Below are 26222 nucleotides of genomic sequence, written 5' to 3'. Positions count from 1 at the left end.
GCGACAACGGCCTGGGCGACCATCCCGGCCGGCAGCCCTAGCAGTAAGCGGTCGGCGTGGAGACTGCGCCCGCAGCCTGCACACACGCCGTGGGCGCACGGTCTCTCAATGCCCGAGCGCCTTCCTCAGCTGCTGCTTGTTCATGGACGAACGGCCGTCGACGTTCTTCTTCTTGGCCTCTTCGTAGAGCTGATCTTTGGTGGGACCCTGCGCTCCGCTGTGTGAACGCTCCCCGCCACGCTGCGACGCGGACTTCGGATCCTTCGTCGACGTCTTGCTCGCGGTCTTCGACTCGCCGGACCGGGCCCGCTCCTTGTTGACCGTGCGCGACGCGATCTCCTTCGCCCTGCCTTTGGAAGAACCGCGTTCCTCGGCACTCTCCTTGATGTGTTCGTACTGACGCTCACGCTTATTGCTGGATCCAGCCGGCATTGCTGACCTCGCCTTCCTTGATGGCCCCGGTCACGGCGCGTGCTCGCAGTGGCCGCTTCGGGCAATCCTTAGTTTCACACCGGTGTCCACGCTGCGCCCGGTCAAACTTTCCACCCTGGGTTTCGAGCAAGTTCAGCAGGAATCCGGGGTGGCCTGAGCATGGGGTACCCCATTCAGCGGTTGCGATGAAGTGCCGCTGATGACACACAGCGCCCGCGCGTGCTTTCGGTATGCATAGAAGTTCGGAACGGATTTCTCTACGTTTCGGCGCCGCTCTCATGGCAACCCGTAGGGGACTGCTTGTGAGCGAGTGCGAAGCACTGCTGAGCAGCGACTGCGAAGAGTGAGCACGATTCACGCCACGAAGGTGGAGGTAGAGACATGCTGAGGGCGATTGCCGACGTTCTGCGAGCCATTGGTGGAGCCATTGCCACGGCCGTCACGCTCCCGTTTCGAGCCGTCGCGCGGCTCTTCGGTGGGGCATCAGCCAGCGCTCACGGACGTCACTGAATACCCGGCAGGAATGAATGATCACGGCTCACCACGGCACCCGCCATCGTGATCGCGAAGTGTTCAGCGCCGTTCCAGTGGTGTCCGCGCCATGCCCGGCAGAGGCTGGAGCCGGGCCCCGCTGAGCGCCATGACATACGGGAGGAATCTGATGCTGGACGGCACCCTGCCACTCCTCTTGCAAGGCTATGCATGGCTGCCCGACCTCAGTCGCCGCAAGCGCGCCGGCCCCGTCCGCACACGTCTGTTGGGCAAACCCGTCATCGCGCTGCGGGGGCCGGACGCCGTCGCGTTCTTCTACGACGAGAACCACGTACGGCGGCGTTCGGCCTTGCCCGAGCCGGTACTGAGCACGCTGTTCGGCGAAGGCGCTGTGCACACCCTTGACGGTACGGAGCACCGCGAACGTAAGGCTCTGTTCGTCTCGCTCCTCAAGGACCCGTCCGACGTCGCCCGTCTGGCGCAGCAAGTGGCTGCGGAGTGGGAACAGTCGAGCAAGGAGTGGACCCGCCTTCCGCGGGTGACGCTGTTCGACGAGGTGAGTCTCCTGATCACCCGTGCCGTGTGCCGGTGGGCAGGAGTGCCTCTCCCGGAGCATCCGGACGACGAGGCACGACGTACCGCGCAGGATCTGGTGGCCATGGTCGACGGATTCGCGACCGCGGGGCCCCGGCACTGGCAGGCCCGGCGCGCCCGGCGCCGCCAGGAGAAGCGGCTGGCGGAGCTGGTCGAGGAGACGCGGGCGGACGGCGGCACGTCGGCGCACGACGCGCGGCCGGACTCCGTGGTGCGGGCCGTGGCCGCGCACCGTGACGCCGACGGCGAACTCCTCGATCCGCGGACTGCCGCCGTCGAGATCCTCAACGTCATCCGCCCCACCGTCGCCGTCACTTGGTACATGGTGTTCGGCGCCCACGCGCTGCACCGGAATCCGGCGTTGCGACAGCGACTGGCCCAGGACCGCGAGGGCTACGCCCGGTCGTTCGCCCACGAACTCCGGCGCTTCTACCCGTTCGCGCCGTTCGTCGCAGGCCTTGCCCCCGACGACGTTCAGTGGCACGGCGAAGCGATCCCGGAGGGCTCTCTCGTCCTCCTCGACCTCTACGGACAGAATCACGACCCAGAGCTGTGGCCCAACCCCTACATGTTCGACCCCGACCGTTTTGTGGGCCGCGAACCCGGTCGCGACGAGCTGGTCCCGCAGGGCGGCGGGGACGCTTCAGAGGGCCACCGATGCCCCGGCGAGGACATCACCTTGGCCGTGTTGAGCACCCTGCTTCCACGACTCGCGCAGCTTGAGTACGACGTCCCCGACCAGGACCTGCGCATCCCGTTGAACCGGATGCCTACGAAGCCCCGCAGCGGCTTCGTCATCGCCGCAGCACACTGACAGTGTCTTGCTCCGCACCAGAGCCCGAACCAGTTGGATGGAGGCCCGGCATGAACCACGAGCGCGACGACGAGCACAAGAAGGAGCAGAGGCCCAAGCACGCGGAAACCGCCGCCGAGGAAGTCTTCGACGAAGCCGAGGATGCGGAAGCCCGTGTCCCCGGCGACGAGCGAGACAGCGAGAAGGACAGCGAAGCCGCGGATGCACTCACGCCCAGCACCTCCGCACAGGAGGACGTCCAGCGCGGCAACGACGCTACGAGGCACGACACCGACGAGCGATAGCGTGTCCAGGGCACGCGCAGTGCGTGCCCCTGTCAGCGCCTGTCCGGCGGTCTGACAGGGGGTCCCCAAACGGCTGTCCCGACCCCTCATCCCAGGCGTGCTTCCGCAGCGGAGGCGACCATGGGTGGATGAACACCGCAGAGGTATTGGCAGACGCGTTCGGACGCGTCCAAGAACAAGCCCACGCCGCCGTCGACGGTCTCTCACCCGAGGAACTCGCGTTCCGACCAGATGCCGAGGCGAATTCGATTACCTGGCTGGTATGGCACCTCACCCGCATTCAGGACGACCACGTCGCCGATGCGGCAGGCCTGGAGCAAGTGTGGACCACCCAGGGCTGGTCCGACCGGTTCCAACTGCCCATCGGTGAAAAGGAGACAGGCTACGGGCACACGGCCAAGCAGGTGGCATCGGTCCGCGGCGTCGCCGCCGACCAGCTGCGCGGCTACTACGACGCCGTCCATGAGCAGACGCTGTCTTTCGTGGGCGGACTCGACGACGCGGCACTCGACCGCGTCGTCGACGAACGATGGACGCCGCACGTCACCCTCGGCGTCCGATTGATCAGCGTCATCTCCGACGATCTGCAGCACACCGGTCAGGCCGCGTACATCCGGGGCCTGCTGCAACGCCGCTGACGCACACACCCGGCCGCCAAACCAGTGTGTGTTGAGCACGTCGATTGCACTGCCGCAACCATGTAGGTGTGGTTCCAACCGAGTCCACTCTGTACCCGACAGATCGCCCCGCCTCGTGCAGGCCAGAACGGCATGATCGCTACCCAGTCACACGAGCCAATGGCCCAGCGGGAGACATGAGGGCTCGTTGCGCTGGAGCGCGGCATGGACGTCCTGGGACAGGGACTGTTCGCCGCGGGGAGTGGGGCCCGGGACTGCGCAGACGGGGCTCGCGGTACGCAGGCTCATGCGGATGGCTTCCCGTCCGTCGTGGCGCGTGGTTCGTCGTCCCCAAGCTTTACCCGGCGGCGGTGCGGCGGCTGCGTCCACGGCCGTTCCCGCGGCGTTTGCGGCTGCGTGGCCACAAGCTCTCCCCGTCGGACAGAACTGCGAGCGATGTGTGCCTGCGTCCACACTCCGCCGGGCCATCGCCATCCGACCTACGGGGCTACTGGCCGCAACGTCCACGCCCGCACCCGTTCGTACGTCTCCCCCGTCCATGAACGCCGTCCCGCGTCACAGGAGCAGAACGAGTGCGTAGACAAGGAAGAACGCCGCGACCAGCACAGCGAGGCCGATGATCACCGCCAGTGGTCCCTTCGACCATCCCTTCGGCGGATTGTGCGCTTCGTCCGGCCCTGCGCCCGACATGGTGCTGTCATCGGGCGGGGTCTCCCCCGGCGGCACTCTCCCGCGGGGTTGCGGTCCTGCGGCATTGCTGCGGCCGGGGTCCTGGCCCGAGGGGCGGGGGTCCGGGTCCGACGGGTGGGGAGGGGGCATGTGATCCACATTCGCATGGCGTCCGACCGCCCACCTCTCCACCGCGCCCAAAACGGGGTCATACGCGAGGGTTACCTCGCGCTCTCGAGGAGACCCGGACGCATGCATGACCGAACCTGGACGCAGGGCGCCAGAGGCGATCCGTCCGACGGCCCGACCTGCCGCCGCCACGGACCTTTGAACGGCCAGGGCCCGGACACGAGGAGGTTGCATGACCGACCGCACTGCTTCCACCAACAAGGTGGCCGTCGTGACGGGCGCTGATTCCGGCATCGGCCGGGCCACGGCCGTCCGCCTCGCCGAGGCCGGGATGGATGTCGGCATCACCTGGCACAGCGATCAAACGGGTGCAGAGAGGACGGCCGAGGAAGTACGCAAGCACGGACAGCGCGCGGCCATCGCCCAGATGGACCTGTCCCGGCTTCCAGATGCCGCACAGGTGGTCGAGGATCTCGCCGAGCGGCTCGGCCGGATCGATGTCCTGGTCAACAACGCCGGTACAGGGACCGCGACTCCTTTCCTGGACCTGAAGCACGATGACGTCCGGCGCGTCGTCGATGTCGACCTCATCGGCCCGTTCCTGTGCGGCCAGCACGCCGCGCGCCGCATGATCCACCAGGGCGACGGCGGGCGCATCGTCAACGTCACCTCAGTGCACGAGCACCAGCCCCGCGTAGGCGCGGCTCCCTATTGCGCGGCCAAGGGCGGCCTCGGCCTGCTGACCCAGGTGATGGCCCTGGAACTCGCGGAACACGGCATCACCGTCAACTCCGTTGCGCCCGGCGAGATCGCCACACCCATGACTGGGCAGGAGGACACAGACGTACATGACGAAAGCCGCCCGGGCATCCCCCTCGGCCGGCCTGGTGACGCCCGCGAGATCGCCGCTGTCATCGTCTTCCTCGCCGGACCCGACTCCTCCTACGTGACCGGCGCATCCTGGGTAGCAGACGGCGGCATGGTCCGGATGGGCCCGCAGGCCGGATCCCACCTCCAAAGCGACGACTGGCGACGCCCCTGAGACCCCAGGAAGAGGCGCGCCCTTGCCCTGTGGCAGGAGGGGAAGCGGGTCGCCCCCTGCACCGGCGCGCGACGGCTCCCCGCAGCGAACGGGGCCGGATAGAAATCGGCGGTGACCGGGCATCGGGAGTGCCTGGACCGGAGCTTGTCGGAGACTGCCGACCTGCACGACCGATGCGACAGCAGTGTTCGGAAACGGAGCAGCAGGTGACGCGGAACGCAGAAGACGCCACCCCAGGCCCTGCCACCGACGAACGGCAGAAGCCGGTCACCGAGGCTGCGGCGGAAGAGGCCACACGGGTGAGAACACAGCACGGCTCCCCCGCGGATGAACCACCCCCTGACCTCAACCAAGCCATTCTCGAGGCGGCCAAGCAGGTCGGCGCCGTACTCAAAAGGGGCGGTCACGACTTCGCCCTCGCAGGCAGCGTCGCCGTACACGCACACGGCGGGAACGAGAACCTCCAACACGACGCCGACTTCTGCATCAAGCCGGAAGACGCCGAAGCGGTCGCGGCCACCCTGACCGATGCCGGGCTTACGGTGTACGCGCCGCCTGAGGACTGGCTACTCAAGGCCAAGTGCCTGGGGCAGGACATCGACCTCATCTTCAAGCTGGCCCATCAGCCGGTGAACGCCGAACTCCTGGGGCGGGCCTCTGAACTGCCGGTGGACTCGGTGCAGATGCCCGTCCTGGCGCCCACGGACCTGATGCGGGCTCTGATCGCCGCCTTCTCCGAGCATCACTGCGACTTCGGCGCCGTCCTGCCCATCGCGCGGCAACTGCGCGAGAAGATCGACTGGGAGGCGGTCCGTCGCGATTGCGGGGATACGCCCATGCCGGCGGCCTTCCTCTATCTGCTGGAGCGCCTGCAGGTCATCGCACCGGAAGGAGCAGACCCATGAACGACCAGGCACATGCCGATTACCGCATCGCCCATCTCAAGGAGCGGATCGCCACGGAGGAGCTGGGCGAACTGGGCATTCGCATCGAGAACCGTGGATCGTCCGTGATGGTTGCCGGGACCGTTCCCACGACACGCTGCCGCGAGGAACTGCTGCGTACCGTGAACGAAGAGATGGCGGACCTGACGGTCCGCTTCGACATCGTGGTGGCCGATTCGTCCGCCCCCGACCACCCGGAAGAGCTCGCATGATCCGCGTCGCAGCCGTGGGGGACATCCACATGGGCCTCGACAGTCAGGGCGTACTCCGGCCCGCCTTCGAGACCCTCCCCGACCGTGCGGACCTGCTGCTTCTCGCGGGGGATCTCACCCGCCACGGCACACCGGAGGAGGCCCGCGTAGTGGCGCGGGAGGTCACCGGTCTACCGGTCCCCGTCGTCGCGGTGCTCGGCAATCACGACCATCACGACGAGCGGCCCGAGGAGGTCACAGGCATCCTGCGCGAGGCGGGCGTGCATGTGCTCGAGGGGGAGGGCACGGTCGTCGAGATCGACGGCAGGCGCGTGGGCGTCGCGGGCACCAAGGGCTTCGGGGGCGGGTTCATCGGCCGGAGCGGCAGCGAATTCGGCGAGCCCCTGATGAAGGAGTTCATCCGGTACACCCGCCGCTGCGCCGAGGGGCTGCGGGTTTCGTTGCTCGAACTGGCGGAGCAGGACTGCGAGGCCCGCGTGGCGCTCACGCACTTCGCGCCGGTGCCCGACACCCTGGCGGGCGAACCCCTGGAGATCTACCCGTTCCTCGGCAGCTATCTCCTGGCCGAGGCGATCGACGAGGCAGGCGCCGACTTGGCCCTCCACGGCCACGCACACGCGGGCACCGAACACGGCATGACCAGCGGTGGCATCCCGGTACGCAACGTCGCTCAGCCGGTCATCCGCAAGGCGTTCAACGTGTACCACCTGCCTGACCATGGACGTTTGCCGGAAGCCGCAGCCGAAGCCACAACCACAACCACAACCGAACGGTCCTGATGATCCGCAGGGGCCGGATGCGCGAGCCCCTGTGTGAGGGGTTTGACGAAGTCCCGCTCCCCAGCTGGCCGTTGTGCGGGATCTCTCTGGAGACGGCCTGCCAGGCAGGCCCGGGTGGGTCTGCCCGACGGGGTGCAGTGTGTGACACCCTGCCCGAGCTTTCGGGTGAGGGTGGTTCCTGTGGGGTGGCTGGGCGACCGGCTTACGGGTACTCAGCCTGGCTGGGCCTGCCGGTCAGTCCATGCCGTCGACGATGCGGAAGTCGCGCTCGACGCCGTCGGGGAGGGCCACCAGCGCCTTCTGGTATGCCTCGCTCTCGTATGCCGCGACGGCCTGTTCAAAGCTGTCGAACTCGATGAGAACGACGCGTTGCGTGATTCCGGCCTCGTGGGCGACGACTCGACCGCCACTGGACGGGATCCGGGACAGGACGCGCCCGCCCCCAGCTTCGACAGCCGGACCGGCCAGCTTGTCGTATGCGGTCAGCGTCTCAGCGTCGGAAACGGCGGGGTAGACACTGACCCAGTAGCCCTTACCCATGGAAACCTCCGGTGTTGGGCCGGACACGTCCGACTTCGAATTGACACTCAGATCGATCGATCCCGGCGACGGGCACAGCGGTCAGTTGACTCGTCATATGCGCAGGTTAGGGCTTGATGTGCGGTCAAGGGAAAGACCGGTACGGGATAGACTCAGAACGGATCGTTATCCATCGTCAGGGAGGGCACGTGGCGCCGGATACGGTGAGCTTGCGGTACTTCCTGGTGCTGGCGCAGGAGTTGAACTTCACCCGCGCGGCCGCACGGATCGGTATCGCACAGCCCGCACTCAGCGCCCGGATGCGCCGATTGGAGGCGGAACTCGGTACGGCCCTGCTGGTCCGCAACACACGTAGCGTCGTATTGACCACGGCCGGTGCGGCTTTGGCGGATTCCGCGCCGCCCGCGCTGGCGGCGTTGGACCGGGCATGGGACACCGCCCGGAGCGCGGCGGCGGGTGAACTGGGCACGCTGCGCATCGGATACAGCCTCAGCGCCGGAGCCGAGACGGCACCGGCCCTGGTGAACAGGCTGATTCGCGACAACAGCGGACTCGAGGTCAGCGCGGTCCCGATGGCGACACCGGAGATCTCCCCCGCGGTCGCCGACGGCCGTATCGATGCCGGGATCACCCGCGGTGAACAACCGGGCCGTGGCGTGCGCCGGTTCCTGCTACGGCGTGCGCGCGTCGGGGTCCAGCTGGCGCAACACCATCCGCTGGCCGAACACCCGGAGATCGAGATCGCCGACGCGGCCGCGTATCCCCTGCGACTCCCGGACCATGCGGCCAACCCCGTCATCCACGAGCAGCTGTCCGCACTTTTTCGAGACACCCGACTACACCCCCGATTCCACACGCCCGCAGTCTCTTTCGACATGTCTCAGCGCGACCTGCGCGACGGGGTCACCCTCGCCCCGGCCGGAGAAGCCGCGGCCACGGCACAACCGGCCGGTCTCACCTGGCGACCGCTGCGGGGCGCGCCCAGCCTGACGATCCACCTGGTCCTCCCACGCGAGCAGTCGCCGCTCCACCGCCGCATCCGTGCCGTCGCCAAAACCCTGGCGCACGAGCTGCATTGGCTGCCGGACTGACGCTCAAGAGGTCAAGCGACACGGACGCCTGCGGTGGCCAGGCCGAAGACCTTGCACCCCGGCGGACTTCGCGGTGATGACGACGGCGGTCTTGCTGAATGGCGGACACGACCTCGCTGCGCCGGCGGATCAGCATCCGATGACGGCCCCCTGGTCGATCCAAGTCGTACACCGCGGCGACGGCCTCGCACTCGAAGACACTGACAGCCACCCTTGCCACTTCAGTGCTGACCAGCTTGCCCTTTGGCCTCAGGAGCAGTTGAGCGTGACAGCGCCGAGGCGAACGCCGATGCTGTCCGCTGCCCGGCGCCCTGCCGCGTGGTTGAGGCACACGCCTCGATGGTTGCCCTCCGGCCGCTGAGGCCAGAGGGCAGGTCCCGTGCTGGCGTCACGGGTGGTCAGGCGCTTGCTCCGGCGGTGCTGGCGTCACGGGTGGTCAGGCGCCTGCTCCGGCGGTGTGCCGCCGCCCTTCCCTCCGCCCTTGTCACCGCGGTCGGTCCCGTGTGCCTGGCCGCCCTTGCCCTGCGAGGTTCGAGGTTCCGATGCCCTTGTCTCCCCGCTCTCCTGGGGAGTAGCGGCACCTTTTCCGCTCCGCCGTACCTCGGGTTGCTGTGGATTCGACATTCCAACTCCTCTCCAGCGCGACGGGCCCAAGGGGTTGCTCCTGTGCCCGTCCGGATCTTCCGGCACACATGTGGGTCCGGGACGTGCGGCGGTCGACCTCAGCCCAGGTATCGGGTGGCCACCCGCAGGTCCGACACGAGTCCTCCATACGCCTCTTCTCTGTCCTTCGCCCTGAGTACCGCCGAAGGGTGCACGGTGGCGAGGAGCCGGCGGTGGCCGTCGCCACCCTCCTCATCGGCAGCAAGGGGCAGGTCCCGGCCCGACGCCAAGGAGAGCAGAGCTCCCCGTGACTCGGTCACCTTGAAGGAATTGCCCAACAAGGACTTGCCGGCGGTCGCTCCGAGCGCGATGAGCAGTTCCGGATTCACCCGTCTCACCTCGGCCGCGAGCCAGGGGCGACAGGCGGTGAGCTCCCCGAGGTTGGGCGCCTTGTGTATACGACGCTTGCGGCCCTCGGTGATGGGCGCGAACTTGAAGTGCTTGACGGCGTTCGTGAAGTAGGCCTGGTCCTCATCGATACCGGCCTCGGCGAGAGCTGTACGGAGCAGGTGCCCGGCCGGGCCCACGAACGGCTCACCAGCCTTGTCCTCCTGGTCCCCGGGCTGCTCTCCGACCAGCATGAGGCGCGCGCGGGCGGGGCCCGCACCGAACACGGTCTGGGTGGCATCTGCATACAGCGAACAGCCGCGGCAATCAGCAGCGGCACGACGCAGGGCCGGAATCCCGCCGCGTGTGGGCACGTAGGGAAGTGCCCCGCCGGAAGCGCCGTCCCGCGAGCCCGGCATAGCGCCTCCTAGAGAAGGTCCTATGTCAACGGTGCCCCAGGGCAGACGTCCCCGCAAATCATTCCTGATCAGTGCATGCCTCGGCCACTGCGACCGTCCACGGCCCATACGGCAGCGGTCAGACCGCTGCTTGTTGTGAGGCCTGTTCGCCTACTTCATCGGGATGCGGGCGCAGCTTTGGAGCACAAGCCCCCTTCGTCGCAACGCTCCTCTGCCCCGCAACGCTCCCCCACGCCGCGTTCGCAGCCCTCACGCTCGCCTTCATGCTGCTGGGTCGCATGCCGGTCACGTCCTCTGTGACGGTGCTGCCCGCCGGGGCTCCCTCGTGGCGGCACTACGCCCGTGCGGGCGGTGTCTCGGCGAGACGTCCGGCGCACTCCAGGGCCCCCAGCCCAGCGTGGCAAGAGTGCGGGGGTCCGCGCCCGGTAGTGCGCCCCTCACCGGCGTCAGCAGAAGTACCGCATCGACGCCCGGTTCGTCCGACGCCCGGTTCGTCCGGCGCCCGGTTCGTCCGGCGCCCGGTTCGTCCGGCGCCCGCTGCCCGTGCCCTTCGCCATGCAGGTTGGTGCGCGCTGTTCCGACCGGTCACCGCGGACGTGAGGTGGCTGGTGTTGACCCGTGCGGTGGCCGGAGCTCCGTAGGTACAGCCAAGGCCCCACTGTGTCGCCGCAGCGCACTTGGGCGAGTACCAGGGTGGTCGAATCCCAGGTCAGGGTGCCGTCGCCCTCCGGCGCATCGGCGGGGCACGGTTTACACGGCCGCCTCGACGCTCTCCACCGCCGGAGCCCCGCCGAGGTGGCTGTCGGCGCTCATCGGCTGTCCGTTCCCCCCTCCGCGCCCGAGCCGCTGCCGGAGCGGCGGCCCGGCAGCATTTCCTGCACCTTGGCCTTGAATCCCTGCCGGATCATGCCGACGCGGTCGCTGTCACCCTTGACGATGGCCGATGCGGCGGCCTCGATCTGGTCGAGGCTGGCGTGCGGCGGAATCGGTGGCACCGCGGGATCGGTGCGGAAGTCGATGACGAACGGCCGGTCGGCGCCGAGCGCGCGGTGCCAAGCGGCTTCGACGTCACCCGGCTTGTCCACCCGCACGCCGTCGAGTCCGATGGATCGGGCGAAGTCGGCGTAGGGCACGTCGGGGAGTTCCTGCGAGGGCAAGAACTGCGGGGCCCCGGACATCGCCCGCATCTCCCAACTGACCTGATTGAGGTCCTGATTGTTGAGTACGGCCACGATCAGTCGCGGATCCTGCCACTCCTGCCAGTACTTGGCCGCCGTGATGAGCTCGGCAAGACCGTTCATCTGCATGGCGCCATCGCCCACGATCGCGATGGCGGGGCGCCCGGGGTGGGCGAACTTGGCGCCGATCACGTAGGGAACGCCCGGCCCCATGGTGGCGAGGGTGCCGGACAGGGACCCCCGCATCGTTCCTCGCATGCGCAGATGCCGGGCGTACCAGTTCGCGGCGGAGCCGGAGTCCGCGGCGAGGATCACATCGTTCGGCAACAGGGCGTCGAGCGCGTGCACCACGTACTCGGGGTTGATGGGATCGGCCTCCACAGCAGCGCGCCGCTCCATGACCTCCCACCAGCGCGCCGTGTCCTTCTCGATCTTCTTCCGCCAGGCGCCGTGCTTCTTTTTCTTCAGCTGCGGCAGGAGAGCCTTGAGTGTCTGACTGGCGTCACCCACCAAGTTGACCTCGAAGGGGTAACGCAACCCGATCATGTGAGGATCGATGTCGATCTGTACCGCGCGGGCCTGGTCCAGATCGGGCATGAACTGGGTGTACGGGAAGCTGGAGCCGATGACGAGCAGCGTGTCGCAGTCCTGCATGAGCTCATACGAAGGGCGGGTGCCCAAGAGACCGATCGCCCCGGTCACGTACGGCAGATCGTCGGACAGCGCATCCTTGCCCAACAGGGCCTTCGCGACGCCGGCACCCAGCGTCTCGGCGATCGCCTCGACCTCGGCGCGAGCGCCGCGGGCGCCCTGGCCGATGAGCACGGCGACCTTCTCCCCCGTGTTCAACACCTCTGCGGCCCTGGTGATTTCAGTGGCGGCGGGAACGGGCGTGTATGAGGCCATTCCCAGGCTGGAGGGCACCATCTTGAACGCGTGTTTCGGCGGTGAGTAGTCCAGCTCCTGCACATCGGCAGGGATGATGACCGCCGTCACCGTCCGGCGTGCGTAAGCGGTGCGCATGGCCCTGTCGATGACATTGGGGAGCTGCTCGGGGACGGTAACCATCTCGCAGAAGTCTGAGGCGACGTCCTTGTAGAGGCTCATCAAGTCGACCTCTTGCTGGTAAGAGCCGCCCATGGCAGTGCGGTTGGTCTGCCCGACGATCGCGACCACGGGAACGTGATCGAGTTTCGCGTCGTACAGACCGTTCAGCAGATGAATGGCACCCGGGCCCGAGGTCGCCGCGCACACACCGACCCTGCCGGAGAACTTCGCGTACCCGACCGCCTGGAAAGCGGCCATCTCCTCGTGCCTGGCCTGAATGAACTGCGGCTTGTTGTCTGCCCGCCCCCAGGCGGCGAGCAACCCGTTGATGCCGTCTCCGGCATAGGCGAAGACATGCTCCACATCCCATTCGCGCAGCCGGTGAAGGATGTAATCCGAGACTTTCATGGACACAGGAATGGCCCTTCCTATCAGAGGTGGCAGATGTGGATGTTCAGCGGCGGCTTCGGTGCCGGTGTCGGCGTGCCAGAGCGCTCACCCCGATCGCCGCTGCCGCACAGGCAGTGGCCACTGCCGCCGCGGTGACCAGGTGTCAGGCCACAGCACGACGACGCGTGGGTCGGTCGGTTCCGGATCCGGCACGAACTTCAGCCTGTGCCGAGCCAGCTGCCGGTTCAGCTCATCGAGTACCAGCCCCGGCTCCACCACACAGCTCCGTTCATCGGCGTCGACCGACAGCACCCGGTGGCAGTGTTTCGTCCAGTCGATGACGACCGCGGTGTTGGTGCACTGACCGCCCAGACTGGTCCCGCCGCCCCGGGAAAGGACCGGCGCGCCGAACCGCGCGCAGACTGAGACCGCTTCCGCACCGGCCTCGACCGAACGGGGGACCACCACCCCCATCGGCACCTGCCGGTAGTTGGAACCGTCCGTGACGTACGCACCGCGGCTGCCCGCGTCGAAGCGCACCTCTCCATCGACCCGCTCCCGCAGCGCCCGCTCCAGGCCGGCGATGTCCACGGATGCGCGCTTCACCGTGTCTCCCGCACTGGAGCCGGTGTACCGGGCGCCGACGATGATCCCATGAATTCATTCACTCCTCTGTCGCGCTGCCCCACAACCGGACCTCAGCGAGGATCCGCCGCCCAAGCAGTTTCGCTGCGCCGTCGATGCGAAACCCGGGCGATGCGAAACCCGGGTAACCGCTCGGGCGGCCGAGGAAACACCGCCGCGTCCACTCGGCCTGGATCTCCTCCGGGCGTGAATGAGAAAGGGTGGGCGAGCAGCTGTCGCCCCGCCGCGCGGGTGGCGGAACCTTCGGGGCGGCGACTCGCAGAGCCTGAGCCGAGCGACGCCCGGTCGTGGCGGAGACCTCGACATCAGCTGCGACCGCTCCGGCACTCGGTCGGCATGTCAGTCCGGGGCAGCCAATCGGAGCTGCCGCCCGGTCACGGGACCATCCATGCCGTGGGCGTGCTGCTCGAACTGCCAGGAGTCCGGGTCCTCGATCCGACGGAGCAAGATGCCCTCCCGGATCGCCCAGGGACACAGGGTGAGGGATTCCAGGCCCATGAGTTTCATCGCGGTGTGCCCCACCAGAGCTCCGGCAAGGGACTGCGCGGCTCGTGGCGCCGAGATTCCCGGCAGCTCGCGACGGCGCGCCGCAGGCAGGACGGCCAACTGCTCCACGACGCCGCGAAGGTCACGGCGCGTCAGCTGTCGGTCGACGAACGGGCCGTGACGTCCTGGCAGCGCCCCACAGAGCCTTCCCAGCTGGCTGAAGGTCCGGGACGTGGCGGCCGCTGTCAGTGGCCCCTCCCACTGGATCCGGGCGGCGACGTCGCGCAACTCATGGCGGATCCGGCGGCGCATCCACTTCATGGCCTTCTCAGAGGGCGGGTCCTGGCCGTGCAGGTGCTCCCGCGTCAGGCGATTGGCACCCAGCGGCAGGGACACCGCGAAGTCCGGAAGCCGGCCACGGCCGAACGCCACCTCCAAGGAACCGCCACCGATGTCGAGAACGGCCAGCGGCCCGGCCCGCCAGCCCATCCAGCGGCGTGCCGCCAGGAATATCAGCTCGGCTTCGACCTCCCCGGGCAGAACCTGGAGCGGGACGCGGGTCTCCTCACGAATGGTGCGCAGGACCTCGTCCCGGTTCGGGGCATCGCGCACCACCGCGGTCGCAAAGACGAACGGCTCGTCCGCTCCCCACCGACCAGCCTCGGCCCACGCCGCCGACACGGCCACGGCGAGCCGTTCCACCGCCTCGGGGCCAAGCTCACGATCACGCCCGACCAACTGCGAAAGCCGCAACCGCTGCTTCGCCGTGTGCACCGGCAGCGGCGCACCACCCTCCGCGTCCGCCACCGCGAGACGCACCGTATTGGACCCGACGTCAATCACGCTGATACGCATGGCCGCCGAGTACCCACGCTGCACGCGGCCTCACCCCGGGCGGGCATCTTGCTGTGCGAAGTGCGGGGTGAGTGGCGCAGGCAGACGCACATCCCCCTCAGAAGACATCGGCCGACCAGGAATGTGGGATGTGCTGCGCCTCGGCGTTGCCTGCCGCTACGTCGCCCTCTAGACGGCGCCCCTCGTCGCCCCGGCGACACCTGTCGAAGGCCCTGGCTCAGCGTGCTGACTACCCGTGTTGATGCCCAACTCCCCCGCCGCCACCTCACTGCACGCCACCAGCCACTCACTCCTACGTCACCATGGTGATGACCACCCGGCCCGTGCCCTCACCGGACTGCCGATTCCCCGGACAGCACCGCGGAGGCCTCGCACACAGGGCGGGACGGTTGGACTCTCATGGAACCGCGCCCGCGACGCGCCCCAGGTCCAGACGCCGGCCCTCAGACACCTCAGACAGGGCAGGAAATGGCTCCGTTCTATGAACAGTGACCACCGGTGGGCATCGCTTCAGTTCACGCTGCGGATGATGTGCGCCTCCGGGTCCCGCGAGTCCACAACAATGTGCACACCGTAGGCGAAAGGCCCCTCGGCCGGAGCGGCATCTCCGGTCATCTCTTCCTCCAACGAGGCCCGTTCCTCCTGTGGCGGACGGTCGGCCCGCACCGACGTTGACTCCATGGTGATTGCGCCTCTTCTCGTGTTCCCGGCCGCCTCCGACCGATCGCCCGTACGAGTCCCCTTCCTTCCCCAGGCAAAACGGCGCCCATCGCTTCTTCAGCGCCCACGATTCCCTCGACTCACCGCTCCTTCCTCATCTCGTCACCGTCACGAGCGCTCAAGATACGGCTGCAGCGTCTGCCGCCACGGGTCCGCATGACACGGCGGGAGGCCGCCGCGCCCGAGGTCATCGCGGGCACCCTCTGCGTCTCCACCTGCACCCGTGGCGTGGAGTCGGCCCTCACGTCCGCCCGGCGACAGCTGGCCATGGCTTACTGCGGCCGGACTCCCCACAGCCTGTGAGGTACTTGAGGCGGTGGGGCCGGATTCAGGATGCTGTGAGGAGAAATGTGACCAGCTCGTCCAGGGCGAGGGCCGCGCTCTCCTCGGGGGCGGGCAGCAGAGCGTACGCCTCGCGGACGAACGCCTCGACCGGCGCCCGCTCAAGTTCCCCCCAGACGCGTCCGCCTGGAGACGTGAGAGCCACCAGCACCCGGTGATGCCCCGTCGGCCGAATCACGACATCGCCTTCCCCCGCTGGCTCTTGGAGGCCTGACGCCAGCAAATCCCTGGCGAACACCCAGGTCGTCGGGGCCAGTTCGGCCGCGGGCGGCGGAAATGTGAGAGTGACCGCCAAAGGATCCTTGGTGGTGTACGCGAGGGTCAACTGGGCTTCTAGTACGAGGTCGAGGGCGTCGACGCGCAGGTGCGACGTGATGGGACAGATGAGGTTGGAGTCCATAGTGGGCGGGGTTCCCGGTAGTCGCCCATGCATGCACAGTGGCACGTCACCGGGTGAAGGACGCGACGGGGGGAAGACGTCTGCCTGCAAGGGCGGGGCACGCGCGGCAGGCAGGGGCGGGGGCACGCGCGGCAGGCAGTTGGCCGTCACGGCATTCCGGCTTGCCCCGGATGCGCCAGGTGCTGCTTCCAGCGCAGAGGCTGGGCCAGCCGGGCGAGAATCGTCAGCTCCTCTGGTGGCCGTAGAGGCGCAGCTTCACCTCCTGGGACACCTCGCCCCGGAGGAGCTGGGAAGCCAGGCCGCACCCCCGCGGTATCCGTTCCAGCAGATCGGGATCCAGCATGCATAGATCGCAGAAGCTCTTTGATGGGGTCTTCCGGTAAAGGGTGTGATCGAGCGGCTTTGTTCACGAGCCGACAGCAGCCGTGCACGAGTTTGGGAAGCACTCGAAGCTCTGCAAACGTCGAGCAATTCGTGGCTTCGGGCAGGCACAGGCCCCTGCCAATAGTCTGGCAGGGGCCCGCGGTGTGGAGCGCCGAGGAGGGCCGGGGCGTGCTCCTGGATGGGCAGCATCCTGGCCAACACGGTTACCGTCTGCTGGTGGCCTGACGGCCCGGCGTCACTTCAGGTGTCGGGTGAAGAACTGGGCGGCGGCGTCCCCCGCGGACTGCGGGACGCCGGTGTGCCCGCCCATATTGGCGTGCAGGGACTTCTCCTTGGAGCCGAAGGCGTCGAACAGGTCCAGGGCCGCCTGTCGGTCGTTGCCTTCGTCGTCCCACTGCAGCAGGACGTGCAGCGGAATGGTGACCTGGCGGGCCTCCTCGAACATGGCGCGAGGCACGAAACTCCCGGCGAACAGACCGGCGGCCGCGATGCGCGGCTCGACCACCGCCAGCCGGACGCCGATGGAGATCACTCCCCCCGAGTATCCGACCTTGCCGCCGATCTCGGGCAGCGCAAGGAGGGCGTCCAGGGCGGCCTGCCATTCCGGGACCGCCTTCTCGACGAGCGGGAGGATGAGGGCGTCGATGATCTCGTCGCTGACCGGCTCGCCGGCCTCCATCGCCTGGCGCAGGTCGGCGCGGGCTTGCTCGGCGGCGGCCCATCGGGGCCGGTCGCCGCTTCCGGGGAGCTCGATGGTGGCCGCGGCGAAGCCATCCGCCGCAGAGTGCTGGGCTCGGGTCACCAGTCGGGGGTACATCTTGCGCAGCCCGAGGGGAGGGTGGCCGAGCAGGATCAGTGGCGCCGGTGCGGATGCGGATGCGGATGCGGGTGTCCACAGGATGCCGGGGATCTCACCGAGGGTGAAGTCGCGTTCGAGGACGCCGTCGTCGAGACGTTGCTCGGAAGTGAAACGCATGGTCGTGCCTTTCGGGAGTGCACTGGAACGGCGCTCCCGGACGACCTGTCTATCGCCCGACCGTGACCCCGGAGGAGAGCACCCATGTCGAAACGTTCACGGGTACCACCTCCTCGCTCTCTTGCACGGCCTCCGGAAAGGTAGCAGTGGCTGCCGTGGTTCCGCCAACGCGTTTTCTGCGACCTGGCCACCTGGCCACGCTGCTGCCGTCGCGGACCTGGGCATGCTCGCCTACGCCGCCCTGGACAGGGCGGGCCGCGGGAGCGAAGCAGGCCCGCCCGGCTCCGGTACTGCGGCGCATCGAGGCGGGGCCACCTGTACTCGATCAGGCGCCCCACACCAAGGCGCAGGTGCCGGCCTGCCAGGGGTCGGTGGCAGCCTCAGGCATCACCCCGCAGAAGAGCTACACCCAACTGGGGTCGCTCCGAAGGCTTGAAGCAATGGCGCGCGAACCTCAAGCGTCTTCGCAAAGCGCTTGTCCTAGCGCCTCCCGCCCTCGCGCTGTTCGATGTCGAGCCACGACGCAGCGTTACTCGCCGCACGAAGTGGACCAGAGCCCGAAAGCGGACAACGTTTGTCGACTGCGCGACTGTCCCGGCTGCCCGGCGTAACGCAGAGTTCGCCCCGTGGCAGAAGACACTCCCGCATGACTGATCCGGAACCGACACCAGACCGCAGCCGGAGGACTGGAGTCTGGCCCCTGATCCGCGCTGAGAGGGCGGCGCTGGCGGCTGATCTCGTAGATCTGACTGACGACCAGTGGGCAACGACGTCGCTGTGCAGCGAATTGACGGCGAGTGAGGTGCTGGCGCACCTCACCACGGTCACCCGGCGGCGAGCCTCAACTCGGTGCGCTGGCTGGCGAGTGTGCTCCGTTGTCGGTTCGACTGCGACAAGCAGGTGGCCATGCGGCCGGCCGAGCAGCTGGGTGCGACCCGGCCGAGACGCTGGAGAGATTCCGGCGCGTGGTCCCGAGTACGACCAAACCTCCCCTCCCTGCCATGGCCATGCCGGGCGAGACGATCGTTCACGGAGAAGACATCCGGCGCCCGCTGGGCATCCGTCGGCAGGGGCGCCGCCCACGGCTCAGCGGCGCGGACACTCCTTCCACGCCATGTGGTACACGGTGCTGATGTCCCCATCCGTGGAGTCCATCGTCATGAAGCTCGCCTTCGCGGGATCCGATGTACCCGCGTCGACGCGCAACTCCGTGTTGATGTTGAAGTTGCGCTGCTCCCCGCAGGGCGCCCAGACCAGCTGCGCCCAGTCCGTCGTGTCGGTGGCCTGCCAGTTGTCGTTGTACGCGCCCTTGAACTCATGGGAGATCGAGGTCGTGTTCGGCGAGCCCTGGAAGTAGTACGAGGCCTTCTCGATGCCCTTGGCGCCCGGCTGGAGCGAGGCGAAGCCGCGATAATCCGCGCTCGCGATCGCGTACGTGAACCCCTGCGGGACGTGCACGATGAGGTTGAGCTGGCAGTTCCTGCGGAACGCGGTGGGGTCCGCACCGCCGCCCGCCTGGGCGAGGTAGTCGCTGTAGGTGACGGTGAAGGCCGTGTTGTCCTGGGAGACGGCGACGGCCGCGGTGCCCAGCGGGCAGCCCGAGCCGTTCACAGTGGCGACCTCGATCACGATCTTGTCCGGGGGCGGTTCAAGGATCGGGGTCGTGTCCTGCGCCGGAAGTGTCGAGCCGATCAGCGCCGCGACGGCGCCGGACAGCAGCAGTGCACCAGCCATGGTTCTCCGTTCCATTGCGAAGGAGGGGTTTTGGAGAAGTGCCGTGGTGCGTGGAGCCGTGGTGCGTGGAGCTGTGGGGCGTGGAGCTGTAGTGCGGGGAGCCTGGTGCGTACAGGCGGAATGCCTGGGGCGAGGGGAGCGTACGGGCCACTGGGGACGTCGGCCAGAGCGATGTCCGGCCATTCTTCGGCCCTCAACTCACCTCATCCTGTTGCCTGTTGGCGGCTGCGCCCCTGGCCCCGCCGAAGCGGCGGCCGCCGTGCGCGAGGCAAGCGGGCCCTCCACGGCCGAGGCACGCGAAGGCGCACCGGCCAGCGCTCCAAAGATCCCGGCAATCGGCGGCAAGACCGGCCCCGCCCCCCCCTACCGGTGGGCCCAGACGACGCCCACGACGAGAAACCCACCAGCCCACCCGCCGAGCTGACGGGCTGACGGGCCGACGGGCCGACGGGCCGACGGGCCGACGGGCCGACGGGCCGACGGGCCGACGGGCCGACGAATGCTCCCCCGCCTTCACGGTGGTCCGCGCCCGGGTTGACCTAAGTCAGCGATTCCCGGCCCAGGTCTTGTCCCGGCGGAGCCAGAGCCTCACTCCGATTTCGTTGCTCAACACGTCCCGTTCGGCCGCCCACGCGCCGAGAAGGGTGCGGCCGTGAAGCAGTCACGACCGCGGCTCCGACCGCGGCTCCTCACCCCAATGATCCGGGCCGCCCCCCAGCCAGTCGATCAGCTCAGGATCGTCAATCGTCGTATCAGCCTCGGGCAAGCCCGCACGGCGTAGAAACTCGATCACGTCGAGCAGGTTGTAGGCCGTCCCCGCAGCCTCGCCGCGGATTATCACTCGCCGTCCACCGCCCGGCAGGGGCGGGTGCACGATGACAGGCGCATCTCCGGACATACAACAAGGATCATCCGGTCCAGCCGAGCCCGCATCCGGACAGGGATCTGCTGACCGCCGGCTCGCATTCCGCCCGTACGGCCAGGCCAATGCGATCGTCTGGCTGGTGTGGCATCTCATCCGCGTGTGCCAGGATCTCGCCGCCAATCACGTCGAACAACCACGTCGGCCTCGCCCATGTCCTCCAGGCTTGTCAGCCCGGAGATCGACGCAAGCATCACACCCAGGTCGAGAGCGGTGTCACGGTCGGCTGACCGGCCGGTGCCGATCACGCGGGCGCCCACCCCGCGGGCTCAGCTGCACAGCCAGGGAGCCGCCACCGCCGGCGGCGCCGTGGAAAGCTCGCCTCCGCGGGGCCATCGTCGACCGCCTCACCTTCCACTGCACCATCATCCAGACCGGCACCGGCCCCTCCCCCGCCTCGCCCACACCACAGCCCAGGCCGATCAGCCCGCGAGCTGAGCCTGACTGGCCGAACCCACCCGGCCTCACCCTCACTGAGCCGCTTTCAGGATTCGCACGGTGGTAGTTCCTGCACAGACAACAGCCCTCGAACGGTGCCGAGAGCGCGCTCCGGCGAATCGGTGAGCTGATCAACGATGACGCTGCATCCCACCCAGGTGGAGCCGCACTCCTCGGCCATGCTCCTGACGGCCGCAGCCTGGCTGCCGGTCTCAATCCAGTCATCGATCAGCAGGACACGGTCCCCCGGCCCCAGCGAGGATCGCTGGACTCGCAGCGTGTGCCGAAGACGTCGGTAGTCGGGGGACGACTGACGCACGACTTTGTCGCCTGGGAAGAGCCCCTCACCCTTCCGGATGGGTACGAATCCGACACCGAGCTCGACGGCTGCGGCACCACCCAGGAGGAATCCCCGCGACTCGATCCCGCAGACCGCTGTGATCCGCTCGTCCCGAAACGGTTCGACGAGACCAGCGACCACCGCGGCCAGCGCCTTGGCATCCCGGAAGATCGCCCACACATCCGCGTGACCATCGATCCACCGGAAGTGTTCAAGCGTCAGATCACGCGCAGTCGCAGGCACGAGCACGAGTCTCCTGAGCGCCGAACAACGCGGCAACCCAATATCGACGCCCGAAGACAAAGCTGAACCAGCGGCGAGTGACATCAAGAGCCATCGCGATTGATCACGCCAGACGCGCTCAGCCATTCCCCAACGCACCGCGAAACGACTCTCGTTCAGTCCTCTACGGCCAGCCGATGAGCGACGTTTGTGCGTGAGGTGCTCGGGCATGCGGGACCACAGACCGCTCACCAAGGCAACGAAGGGACTGAGCATGAGTGCCGGAGAAAAGGCCAAGGCGAAGGCGGAGCAGGCGGGCAAGGTCGTGAAGAAGGGCGCCCACGCCCTCGGCGACGACAGGACCGCGGCCAAGGGTGCGGCCCTTCAGGCTCGCGGCAAGGCCCGCGAGAGCAAGGAAAAGGGCAAGGACACCTTCAAACGCTGAGACCGGCCGCCGTCTTCACCAGCCGGCGTGTTCCGGAGCACCATCGGACGTGCCCCGTGCCCCGTGCCCCGTTCCGCGATACGCGGAGCGGGGCACGCGGCGTTCGCGGACGCAGACAGCGAAGGCCCAGTTGCTGCTCAGCCTGCATCGGTGTCGCGTTTGCGGTAGCGGATATGGGTGGTCAGCGGTGAGTGGAGCACCTCGACAGGCTCGAAATCGAAGGTCTCGACGCCGTCGAACATGCGCTCGCCGCTGCCGAGTAGGACGGGGGCGATGTCGAGGGTGAGTTCATCGATCACGCCGGCGTTGAGTGCCTGTCGAACCGTCGAAGCGCCACCGGCGATGTCCACGCCCTTACCGTCGGCGGTTTCGAGCGCCCGCGCGTAAGCGGCGTCGAAGCCTTCGGTGACGAAGTGGAAGGTGGTCCCTCCCTCCATCTCGATCGGTTCGTGGGCGTAGTGAGACAGGACGAAGACCGGGGCGTGGTAGGGAGGCTCGGATCCCCACCATCCGTCCCACGTCTCGTTCCACTCGCCTCGGATCGGTCCGAACATGTTTCGGCCCATGACGTAGGCGCCGCGCGGGCGCATCAGCCAACTGTTGGCCGTCTTGTCGGCTTCGGTCGCACGCGGGTCGCCTATATGCCAGCTGTGCAGCTCTTGGCCGCGCTTGCCCAGCGGATTGCCCCGGCCCTGCTCGGGTCCGGCGACGAAGCCATCGAGTGAGATCGACATGTGGCAGGTGGTGTCGGACAACAGCTTCTCTCCGAAAGTAGTAGTCGCGGGATGGAGCCGTGGCGGCAGCCAGGTATCTGACGGCCCTGTCTCTTCGGGTACCACCCAGCTTGCTGAAGGATCAGGATGCGATCAAGGACACCTTCCTGATGTCTGTGATCGCTGTGAAGTATCGGTAGGGAACGAGCTACCGCACGTCGGGCTCCACGATCCGGGTGCCCCTCCCGCTCACCCTCACCCGTGCATCGCCCTCGCGCAGTTCGACCCGCAACACCCCCGGGCGGCCCATGTCCGCGCCCTGATGGAGGATGAGGACCGATTCAGCCGGGGTCGAGCCCAGGTCGCGTACGTAGGCGCCGAATGCGGCGGCCGCGGCCCCCGTCGCGGGGTCCTCGACCACGCCTCCGACGGGGAAGGGGTCACGTACGTGGAAGACCGTGTCGGACTCGCGCCACACCAACTGCACGGTGGTGAGGTCAAGACAGGTCATGAAGTTCTTCAGCCGCTCGAAGTCGTAGGAGAGGTCGGCCAGTCGGGCCCGGGTGGCGGCGGCCAGGATCAGATGGCGAGCGCCGGCATAGCCGATCCGTGGCGGAAAAGCCGGGTCGAGGTCGGTGGCAGACCAGCCGAGCGCTTCGAGCGCCTCGTCGACGTCCTGCCGGGTCACGTCGTGGACGGCGGGCTCGACGCTGGTCAGCGTCGCCTGCAGGGTGCCGTCCGCCGTCTTGGTCACCGACACCGGGACGGTGCCGGCACGGGTGGCCAGGACCAGGTCGCCGGGGCCGTGGCGCTCCGCGTAGGCGATAGCCGTGGCGATCGTGGCGTGTCCGCAGAAGGAGACTTCGGCCTGGGGAGAGAAGTAGCGGACGGTATAGGCGCGTTCCTTGCCCGCGAGCTCCGCCGGCGGTGCGGTCAGGAAAGCGGTCTCGCTGTAGCCCAGCTCCGCGGCGATCGCCAATTGCTCCCCGTCGGACAGGCCTGTGGCGTCAAGGACGACTCCGGCGGGGTTACCTCCCGCGGGGTCGGCGGAGAAAGCGGTGTAACGGAGGACCTCGGGACTACGGTGCGCTGTCGTCATATCGGCGCCCACTCCAATCGCTGTGGTGGTCAGGGCACGAGCATCCCTGCTGGAAGCTTCGCTGTCCGGCGAAGTGACGTTGTTCCATGCTGCGTGCCAATACCCCGTCGTGGCCGATGACCAGGAGGACCTCCACCTGCCCTGCCACCTGCTCTGCGCACTCGGCGAGCACGAGCTGCCCAGATCCCGGTCATACAGGGCCATGACCTGTTCGGTCAGCGTCTCGTATGTCGCCAGCACGGTGGAACTCCGCAGCGGATGTCCCGGTAGCCCGCCACGGAGCCGAAGAGTTCCTTGTGGGATAGGGCCAGATGCACTGATGGCTCTGCACCAACAGCTGCTGCAACTGCAGTTCGTGCTCGGTATTGCGGACGCCCGCAGCGCACGGGGCGTGGTGGGCCGCAGCGCACGGGGCGTGGTGGGCCCTCCATGCGGCCGTGAAAGGCAGCGTCTGCCCGATCACATCGGCACTGCTGCGGGCAAGCACAATGAGCGGCTGATCATCGTATGTCGTTCTTGCGCAGGAAGGTCTCAAGCCGTTCGACGAAGCCTGGTGCTGCGGCGACGAAGTGACCGGCGCCCGGATGCACGCTGCGCTCGCCGCCGAGCGCACCCGCGAGGGCGTCGCAGATCCGCTCGAGCGCGGCCGCGTGGCCTCCGGACGTGACGAGCACCGGGATGTGAGCATCGCGGATCACGTCGAGCTGTGGTCGCGCCTCGCTGGTCGGCCGGCCACCGTGCGCCCGTCGAACGCCGGTGACCACGTTCTCAGGGAGAGGGCCGTCGCCGATGGGCGCACCCGTGAGTCGGAGGAACTCGCGCAGTGGGGTCGGGGCGGTATCCATTCCGCGGGCGAGGACCGTATCGCCGAGGCGCTCGAGCCGTGCCACCTCGGGATCGTCAGGGACAAGGTAGTTGAGCGGCGGCTCGATCAGAGTGAGTGAGCGCACGCTGCCCGGCGCGGCAGCGGCTGCGATCAATGTCCCAAGGACCCCGTAGGAGTGGGCGACAACATGCGGGCGGCTGTCGAGCAGCGGTGCCAGGTCCAGGGCATCCACCGCGAAGTCCTGACGCTCCCGCGGTGGCGGGCTCGGCGGATAGCCACGGCGGTGGACATACGCCAGCGTCCACCGGTCTGCCAGTGGGGCGACAGGACCCCACGTCGTCCGCGGGCCGGCACCGCCATGCACAAACAGGACCTCCGGCCCAGAGCCATCACGTACCACCACGATCTCGCTCACGAGGCGAGCGTAGCGGCGAACGGTGAGCCACGGTCCCGCACGAGTGTCCTGGGCTCGAGATCCTTCGGCAGAAGCGGGCGAGAGAGGCTAGGACCCGTGATCAGTCGGTCATCGAACCTGGCCCGAGCGACAGCTCGCATACGGCCCGTGCCACAGCCTCGCCAGGAGTGGCGACCAGGCCGAGATCCGGAGTCAGGAACCCTCTGCCCACCCCAATGCCCACCCCGAACGTGCCGTCGCTGTTCGCCGTCAGGCACGGTACGGCCCCGTCGGATTCAGGTCCCCGGGCGCGTGGCGGTCGAGAAGCGCAGCACCCAATGGCCCGTGAACGAGTACAGGCTGCGCGAGGCCGCCCACTCGGCGTACGCAGCCTCAATCAAGCTCCGGTAGACGGGCGCCCAGGGGCAGACAGTTCACTCGCCTCCAAGCACAGTTCGCTCGCCTCCAAGCGATGGTGCGGCCACTCGCTTTCCGCCCGGCGCGCCGGCTCGGGGCCAGGCAGCTCGAAGCAGCCGGTCAGATACACAAAGGGAGCCGCTCGGCTGATGTCGCTGAGTGACTCGCCGCCGTGCCAGCGCGGCCTAGTCTCGCTCGGGCCACGTCGGGCCCTGGTCGGTCCAGATGACGCCCTTGTTGCGGCACAGGCAGAAGGGGTGGCCGATCGGGTCGGTGTAGACCTGCCAGCCATAGCCGTTGGGGCCGATGAAGTCCTGCCTCAGCGTCGCGCCGAGGTCGAGGACGCGACGCTGCTCGGGCTCGATCTCGTCGACTTCGAAGTCGAGGTGGAACTGCTTGGGGTGCTCGCTGTCGGGCCACTGCGGAGCCCGGTAGTCATCCACGCGGATGAATGCCAACTCGATCTCGCCGAATTGGATGCCGGCCCAGTCCGCAGAGCTGCCTTCCTTGATCGGACGGTCCGTCACCTCGGAGTAGAAAGCCGCCAGCTTCATCGTGTCCGGGCAGTCGATAATGAAATCGGTGAGTCGCAACATCCCGCGATCTTGCCACAAGCTCACACCTACTTCGAGAGCATGCCGGCGGAGCCGCTCAGAGTCCTAGCCTTCGTCGGTGACCTGCACAGATCGAGACCTGGACACCGCGGCAACACGGTGACGGGCTACGAGTCATCCACAAGGCTCTCGTGGGAGACAACAGTCGACTCCGACGAAACCGGTTCGAGCGCGTACCACGGCTGCGTAATCACAGTCACGGACGATGGTTGTCACGTACTGACCGAGGAAACGCGGCAGGGTCCCTTCTTCTCAAGGAGCTCGGGCGTAAGCATCCCGGTGTGCTGTACCGCTATCACCAGGACTGGGTCGAACGCCTCGCCCGGGCCGCAGAGGCGGAAGGGGCGGAGCCTGCAGCCAGTCTCCTACACGGTCCGGTAGGCGCGGAGAAAGGTCCGCACTCCCTCGACGACCAGTGGCCGCACGCGGGAGTCCTCCGCGGCGTTTGCGGAACCGAGCCTGTCCAGGGCGACGCCGAAGGTCAGCGCGAGGAACTGGTCGGCCGCGAGCCGAGGGTCGGGGACCTCGAGCAGCCCTGCCGCGGCAAAGACGGCGAACCGCTCGGC

At 68.0% G+C, this 26222-nt stretch carries 29 protein-coding genes and 2 pseudogenes; 12 read left to right on the top strand and 19 right to left on the bottom strand.

Annotation, left to right across the window (positions count from 1 at the left end; all coding sequences use genetic code 11):
* Nucleotides 1-105: 105 nt before the first annotated feature.
* Nucleotides 106-432, bottom strand: a complete 327-nt coding sequence (locus AC5P1C_RS34655) for a plasmid stabilization protein (protein WP_493869951.1) — start codon at nt 430-432, stop codon at nt 106-108.
* Nucleotides 433-813: 381 nt separating this feature from the next.
* On the opposite strand from AC5P1C_RS34655, the gene AC5P1C_RS34650 reads away from it, so the two are divergent.
* The 4 genes from AC5P1C_RS34650 (at nt 814) to AC5P1C_RS34635 (ending at nt 3254) form a co-directional block, all read left to right on the top strand.
* Nucleotides 814-942 carry an LPFR motif small protein gene (locus tag AC5P1C_RS34650; RefSeq protein WP_493869950.1) on the top strand — a complete coding sequence of 43 codons (129 nt, stop codon included), beginning with the start codon at nt 814-816 and terminating at the stop codon, nt 940-942.
* Nucleotides 943-1093: 151 nt separating this feature from the next.
* Nucleotides 1094-2332, top strand: coding sequence for a cytochrome P450 (locus AC5P1C_RS34645; protein ID WP_493869949.1), 1239 nt, complete (start codon nt 1094-1096; stop codon nt 2330-2332).
* A 50-nt stretch (nt 2333-2382) separates the two neighbouring features.
* Entirely contained in the window at nt 2383-2616 is a 234-nt protein-coding gene (locus AC5P1C_RS34640; RefSeq protein WP_493869948.1) for a hypothetical protein, read from the top strand.
* 128 nt (nt 2617-2744) lie between these two features.
* A complete protein-coding gene (locus AC5P1C_RS34635) occupies nt 2745-3254 on the top strand; it encodes a mycothiol transferase (protein WP_493869947.1) in 510 nt (169 codons plus the stop codon).
* Between the two features lie 555 nt (nt 3255-3809).
* Here the strand turns inward: AC5P1C_RS34635 and AC5P1C_RS34630 are convergent.
* Nucleotides 3810-4073: a DUF6480 family protein gene (locus AC5P1C_RS34630; protein WP_493869946.1), complete on the bottom strand. Its 264-nt coding sequence runs from the start codon at nt 4071-4073 to the stop codon at nt 3810-3812.
* A gap of 211 nt (nt 4074-4284) precedes the next feature.
* Between AC5P1C_RS34630 and AC5P1C_RS34625 the strand changes: the two genes are divergently transcribed.
* From AC5P1C_RS34625 to AC5P1C_RS34610, 4 genes are all read left to right on the top strand, one after another.
* A complete protein-coding gene (locus AC5P1C_RS34625; RefSeq protein WP_493869945.1) occupies nt 4285-5094 on the top strand; it encodes an SDR family oxidoreductase in 810 nt (269 codons plus the stop codon).
* A gap of 299 nt (nt 5095-5393) precedes the next feature.
* Nucleotides 5394-5999, top strand: coding sequence for a nucleotidyltransferase family protein (locus AC5P1C_RS34620; RefSeq protein WP_493870006.1), 606 nt, complete (start codon nt 5394-5396; stop codon nt 5997-5999).
* Nucleotides 5996-6250: a hypothetical protein gene (locus AC5P1C_RS34615; protein ID WP_493869944.1), complete on the top strand. Its 255-nt coding sequence runs from the start codon at nt 5996-5998 to the stop codon at nt 6248-6250. The genes AC5P1C_RS34620 and AC5P1C_RS34615 overlap by 4 nt, the downstream gene beginning before the upstream one ends.
* The gene (locus AC5P1C_RS34610) at nt 6247-7029 is read left to right on the top strand and encodes a metallophosphoesterase family protein (protein WP_493869943.1); all 783 of its coding nucleotides are present in this window, start codon (nt 6247-6249) and stop codon (nt 7027-7029) included. Before AC5P1C_RS34615 ends, AC5P1C_RS34610 begins: the two co-directional genes overlap by 4 nt.
* Before the next feature lie 234 nt (nt 7030-7263).
* On the opposite strand, the gene AC5P1C_RS34605 is transcribed toward AC5P1C_RS34610, so the two are convergent.
* Complete coding sequence (locus AC5P1C_RS34605) at nt 7264-7569, bottom strand: DUF1330 domain-containing protein (protein WP_493869942.1); 306 nt, start codon at nt 7567-7569, stop codon at nt 7264-7266.
* A gap of 188 nt (nt 7570-7757) precedes the next feature.
* Here AC5P1C_RS34605 and AC5P1C_RS34600 point away from each other — a divergent pair, with 188 nt between their 5' ends.
* Nucleotides 7758-8660 carry a LysR family transcriptional regulator gene (locus tag AC5P1C_RS34600; protein WP_493869941.1) on the top strand — a complete coding sequence of 301 codons (903 nt, stop codon included), beginning with the start codon at nt 7758-7760 and terminating at the stop codon, nt 8658-8660.
* A 722-nt stretch (nt 8661-9382) separates the two neighbouring features.
* Here AC5P1C_RS34600 and AC5P1C_RS34595 read toward each other — a convergent pair.
* The 5 genes and pseudogenes from AC5P1C_RS34595 to AC5P1C_RS34575 all read right to left on the bottom strand — a co-directional run bounded on the left by AC5P1C_RS34595 (nt 9383) and on the right by AC5P1C_RS34575 (nt 15351).
* Entirely contained in the window at nt 9383-10069 is a 687-nt protein-coding gene (locus tag AC5P1C_RS34595) for a UdgX family uracil-DNA binding protein (RefSeq protein ID WP_493869940.1), read from the bottom strand.
* An 809-nt stretch (nt 10070-10878) separates the two neighbouring features.
* Nucleotides 10879-12702 (bottom strand): thiamine pyrophosphate-requiring protein, encoded by a 1824-nt coding sequence (locus tag AC5P1C_RS34590; protein ID WP_493869939.1) that lies wholly within the window; start codon nt 12700-12702, stop codon nt 10879-10881.
* Between the two features lie 183 nt (nt 12703-12885).
* Nucleotides 12886-13290 (bottom strand): annotated as a pseudogene (locus AC5P1C_RS34585) (FAD-binding oxidoreductase); the annotation flags it as partial.
* A 378-nt stretch (nt 13291-13668) separates the two neighbouring features.
* The gene (locus AC5P1C_RS34580) at nt 13669-14670 is read right to left on the bottom strand and encodes a Ppx/GppA family phosphatase (RefSeq protein ID WP_493869938.1); all 1002 of its coding nucleotides are present in this window, start codon (nt 14668-14670) and stop codon (nt 13669-13671) included.
* Between the two features lie 510 nt (nt 14671-15180).
* Complete coding sequence (locus tag AC5P1C_RS34575; RefSeq protein WP_493869937.1) at nt 15181-15351, bottom strand: hypothetical protein; 171 nt, start codon at nt 15349-15351, stop codon at nt 15181-15183.
* Nucleotides 15352-15546: 195 nt separating this feature from the next.
* Between AC5P1C_RS34575 and AC5P1C_RS34570 the strand changes: the two genes are divergently transcribed.
* A complete protein-coding gene (locus tag AC5P1C_RS34570) occupies nt 15547-15693 on the top strand; it encodes a DUF5133 domain-containing protein (protein ID WP_493869936.1) in 147 nt (48 codons plus the stop codon).
* A 25-nt stretch (nt 15694-15718) separates the two neighbouring features.
* Here the strand turns inward: AC5P1C_RS34570 and AC5P1C_RS34565 are convergent, their stop codons facing one another.
* On the bottom strand, nt 15719-16132 hold the full coding sequence (locus tag AC5P1C_RS34565) for an SsgA family sporulation/cell division regulator (protein WP_493869935.1): 414 nt from the start codon (nt 16130-16132) through the stop codon (nt 15719-15721).
* 619 nt (nt 16133-16751) lie between these two features.
* Nucleotides 16752-17492 (bottom strand): dienelactone hydrolase family protein, encoded by a 741-nt coding sequence (locus tag AC5P1C_RS34560; RefSeq protein ID WP_493869934.1) that lies wholly within the window; start codon nt 17490-17492, stop codon nt 16752-16754.
* A 646-nt stretch (nt 17493-18138) separates the two neighbouring features.
* On the opposite strand from AC5P1C_RS34560, the pseudogene AC5P1C_RS34555 reads away from it, so the two are divergent.
* Nucleotides 18139-18559, top strand: a pseudogene (locus AC5P1C_RS34555) (maleylpyruvate isomerase family mycothiol-dependent enzyme); the annotation flags it as partial.
* Between the two features lie 19 nt (nt 18560-18578).
* On the opposite strand, the gene AC5P1C_RS34550 reads toward AC5P1C_RS34555, so the two are convergent.
* The 3 genes from AC5P1C_RS34550 to AC5P1C_RS34540 all read right to left on the bottom strand — a co-directional run bounded on the left by AC5P1C_RS34550 (nt 18579) and on the right by AC5P1C_RS34540 (nt 21295).
* Nucleotides 18579-19226: a DUF4360 domain-containing protein gene (locus AC5P1C_RS34550; protein ID WP_493869933.1), complete on the bottom strand. Its 648-nt coding sequence runs from the start codon at nt 19224-19226 to the stop codon at nt 18579-18581.
* 661 nt (nt 19227-19887) lie between these two features.
* Nucleotides 19888-20124, bottom strand: coding sequence for a hypothetical protein (locus AC5P1C_RS34545; protein WP_493869932.1), 237 nt, complete (start codon nt 20122-20124; stop codon nt 19888-19890).
* Between the two features lie 508 nt (nt 20125-20632).
* Complete coding sequence (locus tag AC5P1C_RS34540; protein ID WP_493869931.1) at nt 20633-21295, bottom strand: phosphoribosyltransferase family protein; 663 nt, start codon at nt 21293-21295, stop codon at nt 20633-20635.
* 127 nt (nt 21296-21422) lie between these two features.
* Here AC5P1C_RS34540 and AC5P1C_RS34535 point away from each other — a divergent pair, with 127 nt between their 5' ends.
* Nucleotides 21423-21593 (top strand): hypothetical protein, encoded by a 171-nt coding sequence (locus AC5P1C_RS34535; protein WP_493869930.1) that lies wholly within the window; start codon nt 21423-21425, stop codon nt 21591-21593.
* A gap of 137 nt (nt 21594-21730) precedes the next feature.
* Here the strand turns inward: AC5P1C_RS34535 and AC5P1C_RS34530 are convergent, their stop codons facing one another.
* From AC5P1C_RS34530 to AC5P1C_RS34505, 6 genes are all read right to left on the bottom strand, one after another.
* Nucleotides 21731-22348, bottom strand: a complete 618-nt coding sequence (locus tag AC5P1C_RS34530; RefSeq protein WP_493869929.1) for a dihydrofolate reductase family protein — start codon at nt 22346-22348, stop codon at nt 21731-21733.
* 166 nt (nt 22349-22514) lie between these two features.
* Nucleotides 22515-23405 carry a PhzF family phenazine biosynthesis protein gene (locus AC5P1C_RS34525; RefSeq protein WP_493869928.1) on the bottom strand — a complete coding sequence of 297 codons (891 nt, stop codon included), beginning with the start codon at nt 23403-23405 and terminating at the stop codon, nt 22515-22517.
* A 500-nt stretch (nt 23406-23905) separates the two neighbouring features.
* The gene (locus tag AC5P1C_RS34520; protein ID WP_493869927.1) at nt 23906-24646 is read right to left on the bottom strand and encodes an alpha/beta fold hydrolase; all 741 of its coding nucleotides are present in this window, start codon (nt 24644-24646) and stop codon (nt 23906-23908) included.
* Nucleotides 24647-24921: 275 nt separating this feature from the next.
* Nucleotides 24922-25026, bottom strand: a complete 105-nt coding sequence (locus AC5P1C_RS34515) for a DUF6193 family natural product biosynthesis protein (protein ID WP_493869926.1) — start codon at nt 25024-25026, stop codon at nt 24922-24924.
* A gap of 201 nt (nt 25027-25227) precedes the next feature.
* A complete protein-coding gene (locus tag AC5P1C_RS34510) occupies nt 25228-25638 on the bottom strand; it encodes a VOC family protein (RefSeq protein ID WP_493869925.1) in 411 nt (136 codons plus the stop codon).
* Nucleotides 25639-26021: 383 nt separating this feature from the next.
* Nucleotides 26022-26222: TetR/AcrR family transcriptional regulator C-terminal domain-containing protein (locus AC5P1C_RS34505; RefSeq protein ID WP_493869924.1), on the bottom strand; the 201-nt coding region annotated here is incomplete at its 5' end.

The sequence above is a fragment of the Streptomyces sp. A18 genome (assembly GCF_059026065.1).
The sequence above is the reverse complement of the archived record's forward strand: the minus strand, read 5'-3'. Positions and strand labels throughout refer to the sequence as shown.

Bases quoted from the DNA above. Each gene is read 5' to 3' on its own strand.
- AC5P1C_RS34655 (WP_493869951.1), bottom strand. From the start codon at position 432: ATGCCGGCTGGATCCAGCAATAAGCGTGAGCGTCAGTACGAACACATC.
- AC5P1C_RS34650 (WP_493869950.1), top strand. From the start codon at position 814: ATGCTGAGGGCGATTGCCGACGTTCTGCGAGCCATTGGTGGAGCCATT.
- AC5P1C_RS34645 (WP_493869949.1), top strand. From the start codon at position 1,094: ATGCTGGACGGCACCCTGCCACTCCTCTTGCAAGGCTATGCATGGCTG.
- AC5P1C_RS34640 (WP_493869948.1), top strand. From the start codon at position 2,383: ATGAACCACGAGCGCGACGACGAGCACAAGAAGGAGCAGAGGCCCAAG.
- AC5P1C_RS34635 (WP_493869947.1), top strand. From the start codon at position 2,745: ATGAACACCGCAGAGGTATTGGCAGACGCGTTCGGACGCGTCCAAGAA.
- AC5P1C_RS34630 (WP_493869946.1), bottom strand. From the start codon at position 4,073: ATGCCCCCTCCCCACCCGTCGGACCCGGACCCCCGCCCCTCGGGCCAG.
- AC5P1C_RS34625 (WP_493869945.1), top strand. From the start codon at position 4,285: ATGACCGACCGCACTGCTTCCACCAACAAGGTGGCCGTCGTGACGGGC.
- AC5P1C_RS34615 (WP_493869944.1), top strand. From the start codon at position 5,996: ATGAACGACCAGGCACATGCCGATTACCGCATCGCCCATCTCAAGGAG.
- AC5P1C_RS34610 (WP_493869943.1), top strand. From the start codon at position 6,247: ATGATCCGCGTCGCAGCCGTGGGGGACATCCACATGGGCCTCGACAGT.
- AC5P1C_RS34605 (WP_493869942.1), bottom strand. From the start codon at position 7,569: ATGGGTAAGGGCTACTGGGTCAGTGTCTACCCCGCCGTTTCCGACGCT.
- AC5P1C_RS34595 (WP_493869940.1), bottom strand. From the start codon at position 10,069: ATGCCGGGCTCGCGGGACGGCGCTTCCGGCGGGGCACTTCCCTACGTG.
- AC5P1C_RS34590 (WP_493869939.1), bottom strand. From the start codon at position 12,702: ATGAAAGTCTCGGATTACATCCTTCACCGGCTGCGCGAATGGGATGTG.
- AC5P1C_RS34580 (WP_493869938.1), bottom strand. From the start codon at position 14,670: ATGCGTATCAGCGTGATTGACGTCGGGTCCAATACGGTGCGTCTCGCG.
- AC5P1C_RS34575 (WP_493869937.1), bottom strand. From the start codon at position 15,351: ATGGAGTCAACGTCGGTGCGGGCCGACCGTCCGCCACAGGAGGAACGG.
- AC5P1C_RS34570 (WP_493869936.1), top strand. From the start codon at position 15,547: ATGACACGGCGGGAGGCCGCCGCGCCCGAGGTCATCGCGGGCACCCTC.
- AC5P1C_RS34565 (WP_493869935.1), bottom strand. From the start codon at position 16,132: ATGGACTCCAACCTCATCTGTCCCATCACGTCGCACCTGCGCGTCGAC.
- AC5P1C_RS34560 (WP_493869934.1), bottom strand. From the start codon at position 17,492: ATGCGTTTCACTTCCGAGCAACGTCTCGACGACGGCGTCCTCGAACGC.
- AC5P1C_RS34550 (WP_493869933.1), bottom strand. From the start codon at position 19,226: ATGGCTGGTGCACTGCTGCTGTCCGGCGCCGTCGCGGCGCTGATCGGC.
- AC5P1C_RS34545 (WP_493869932.1), bottom strand. From the start codon at position 20,124: ATGTCCGGAGATGCGCCTGTCATCGTGCACCCGCCCCTGCCGGGCGGT.
- AC5P1C_RS34540 (WP_493869931.1), bottom strand. From the start codon at position 21,295: ATGGCTGAGCGCGTCTGGCGTGATCAATCGCGATGGCTCTTGATGTCA.
- AC5P1C_RS34535 (WP_493869930.1), top strand. From the start codon at position 21,423: ATGAGTGCCGGAGAAAAGGCCAAGGCGAAGGCGGAGCAGGCGGGCAAG.
- AC5P1C_RS34525 (WP_493869928.1), bottom strand. From the start codon at position 23,405: ATGACGACAGCGCACCGTAGTCCCGAGGTCCTCCGTTACACCGCTTTC.
- AC5P1C_RS34510 (WP_493869925.1), bottom strand. From the start codon at position 25,638: ATGTTGCGACTCACCGATTTCATTATCGACTGCCCGGACACGATGAAG.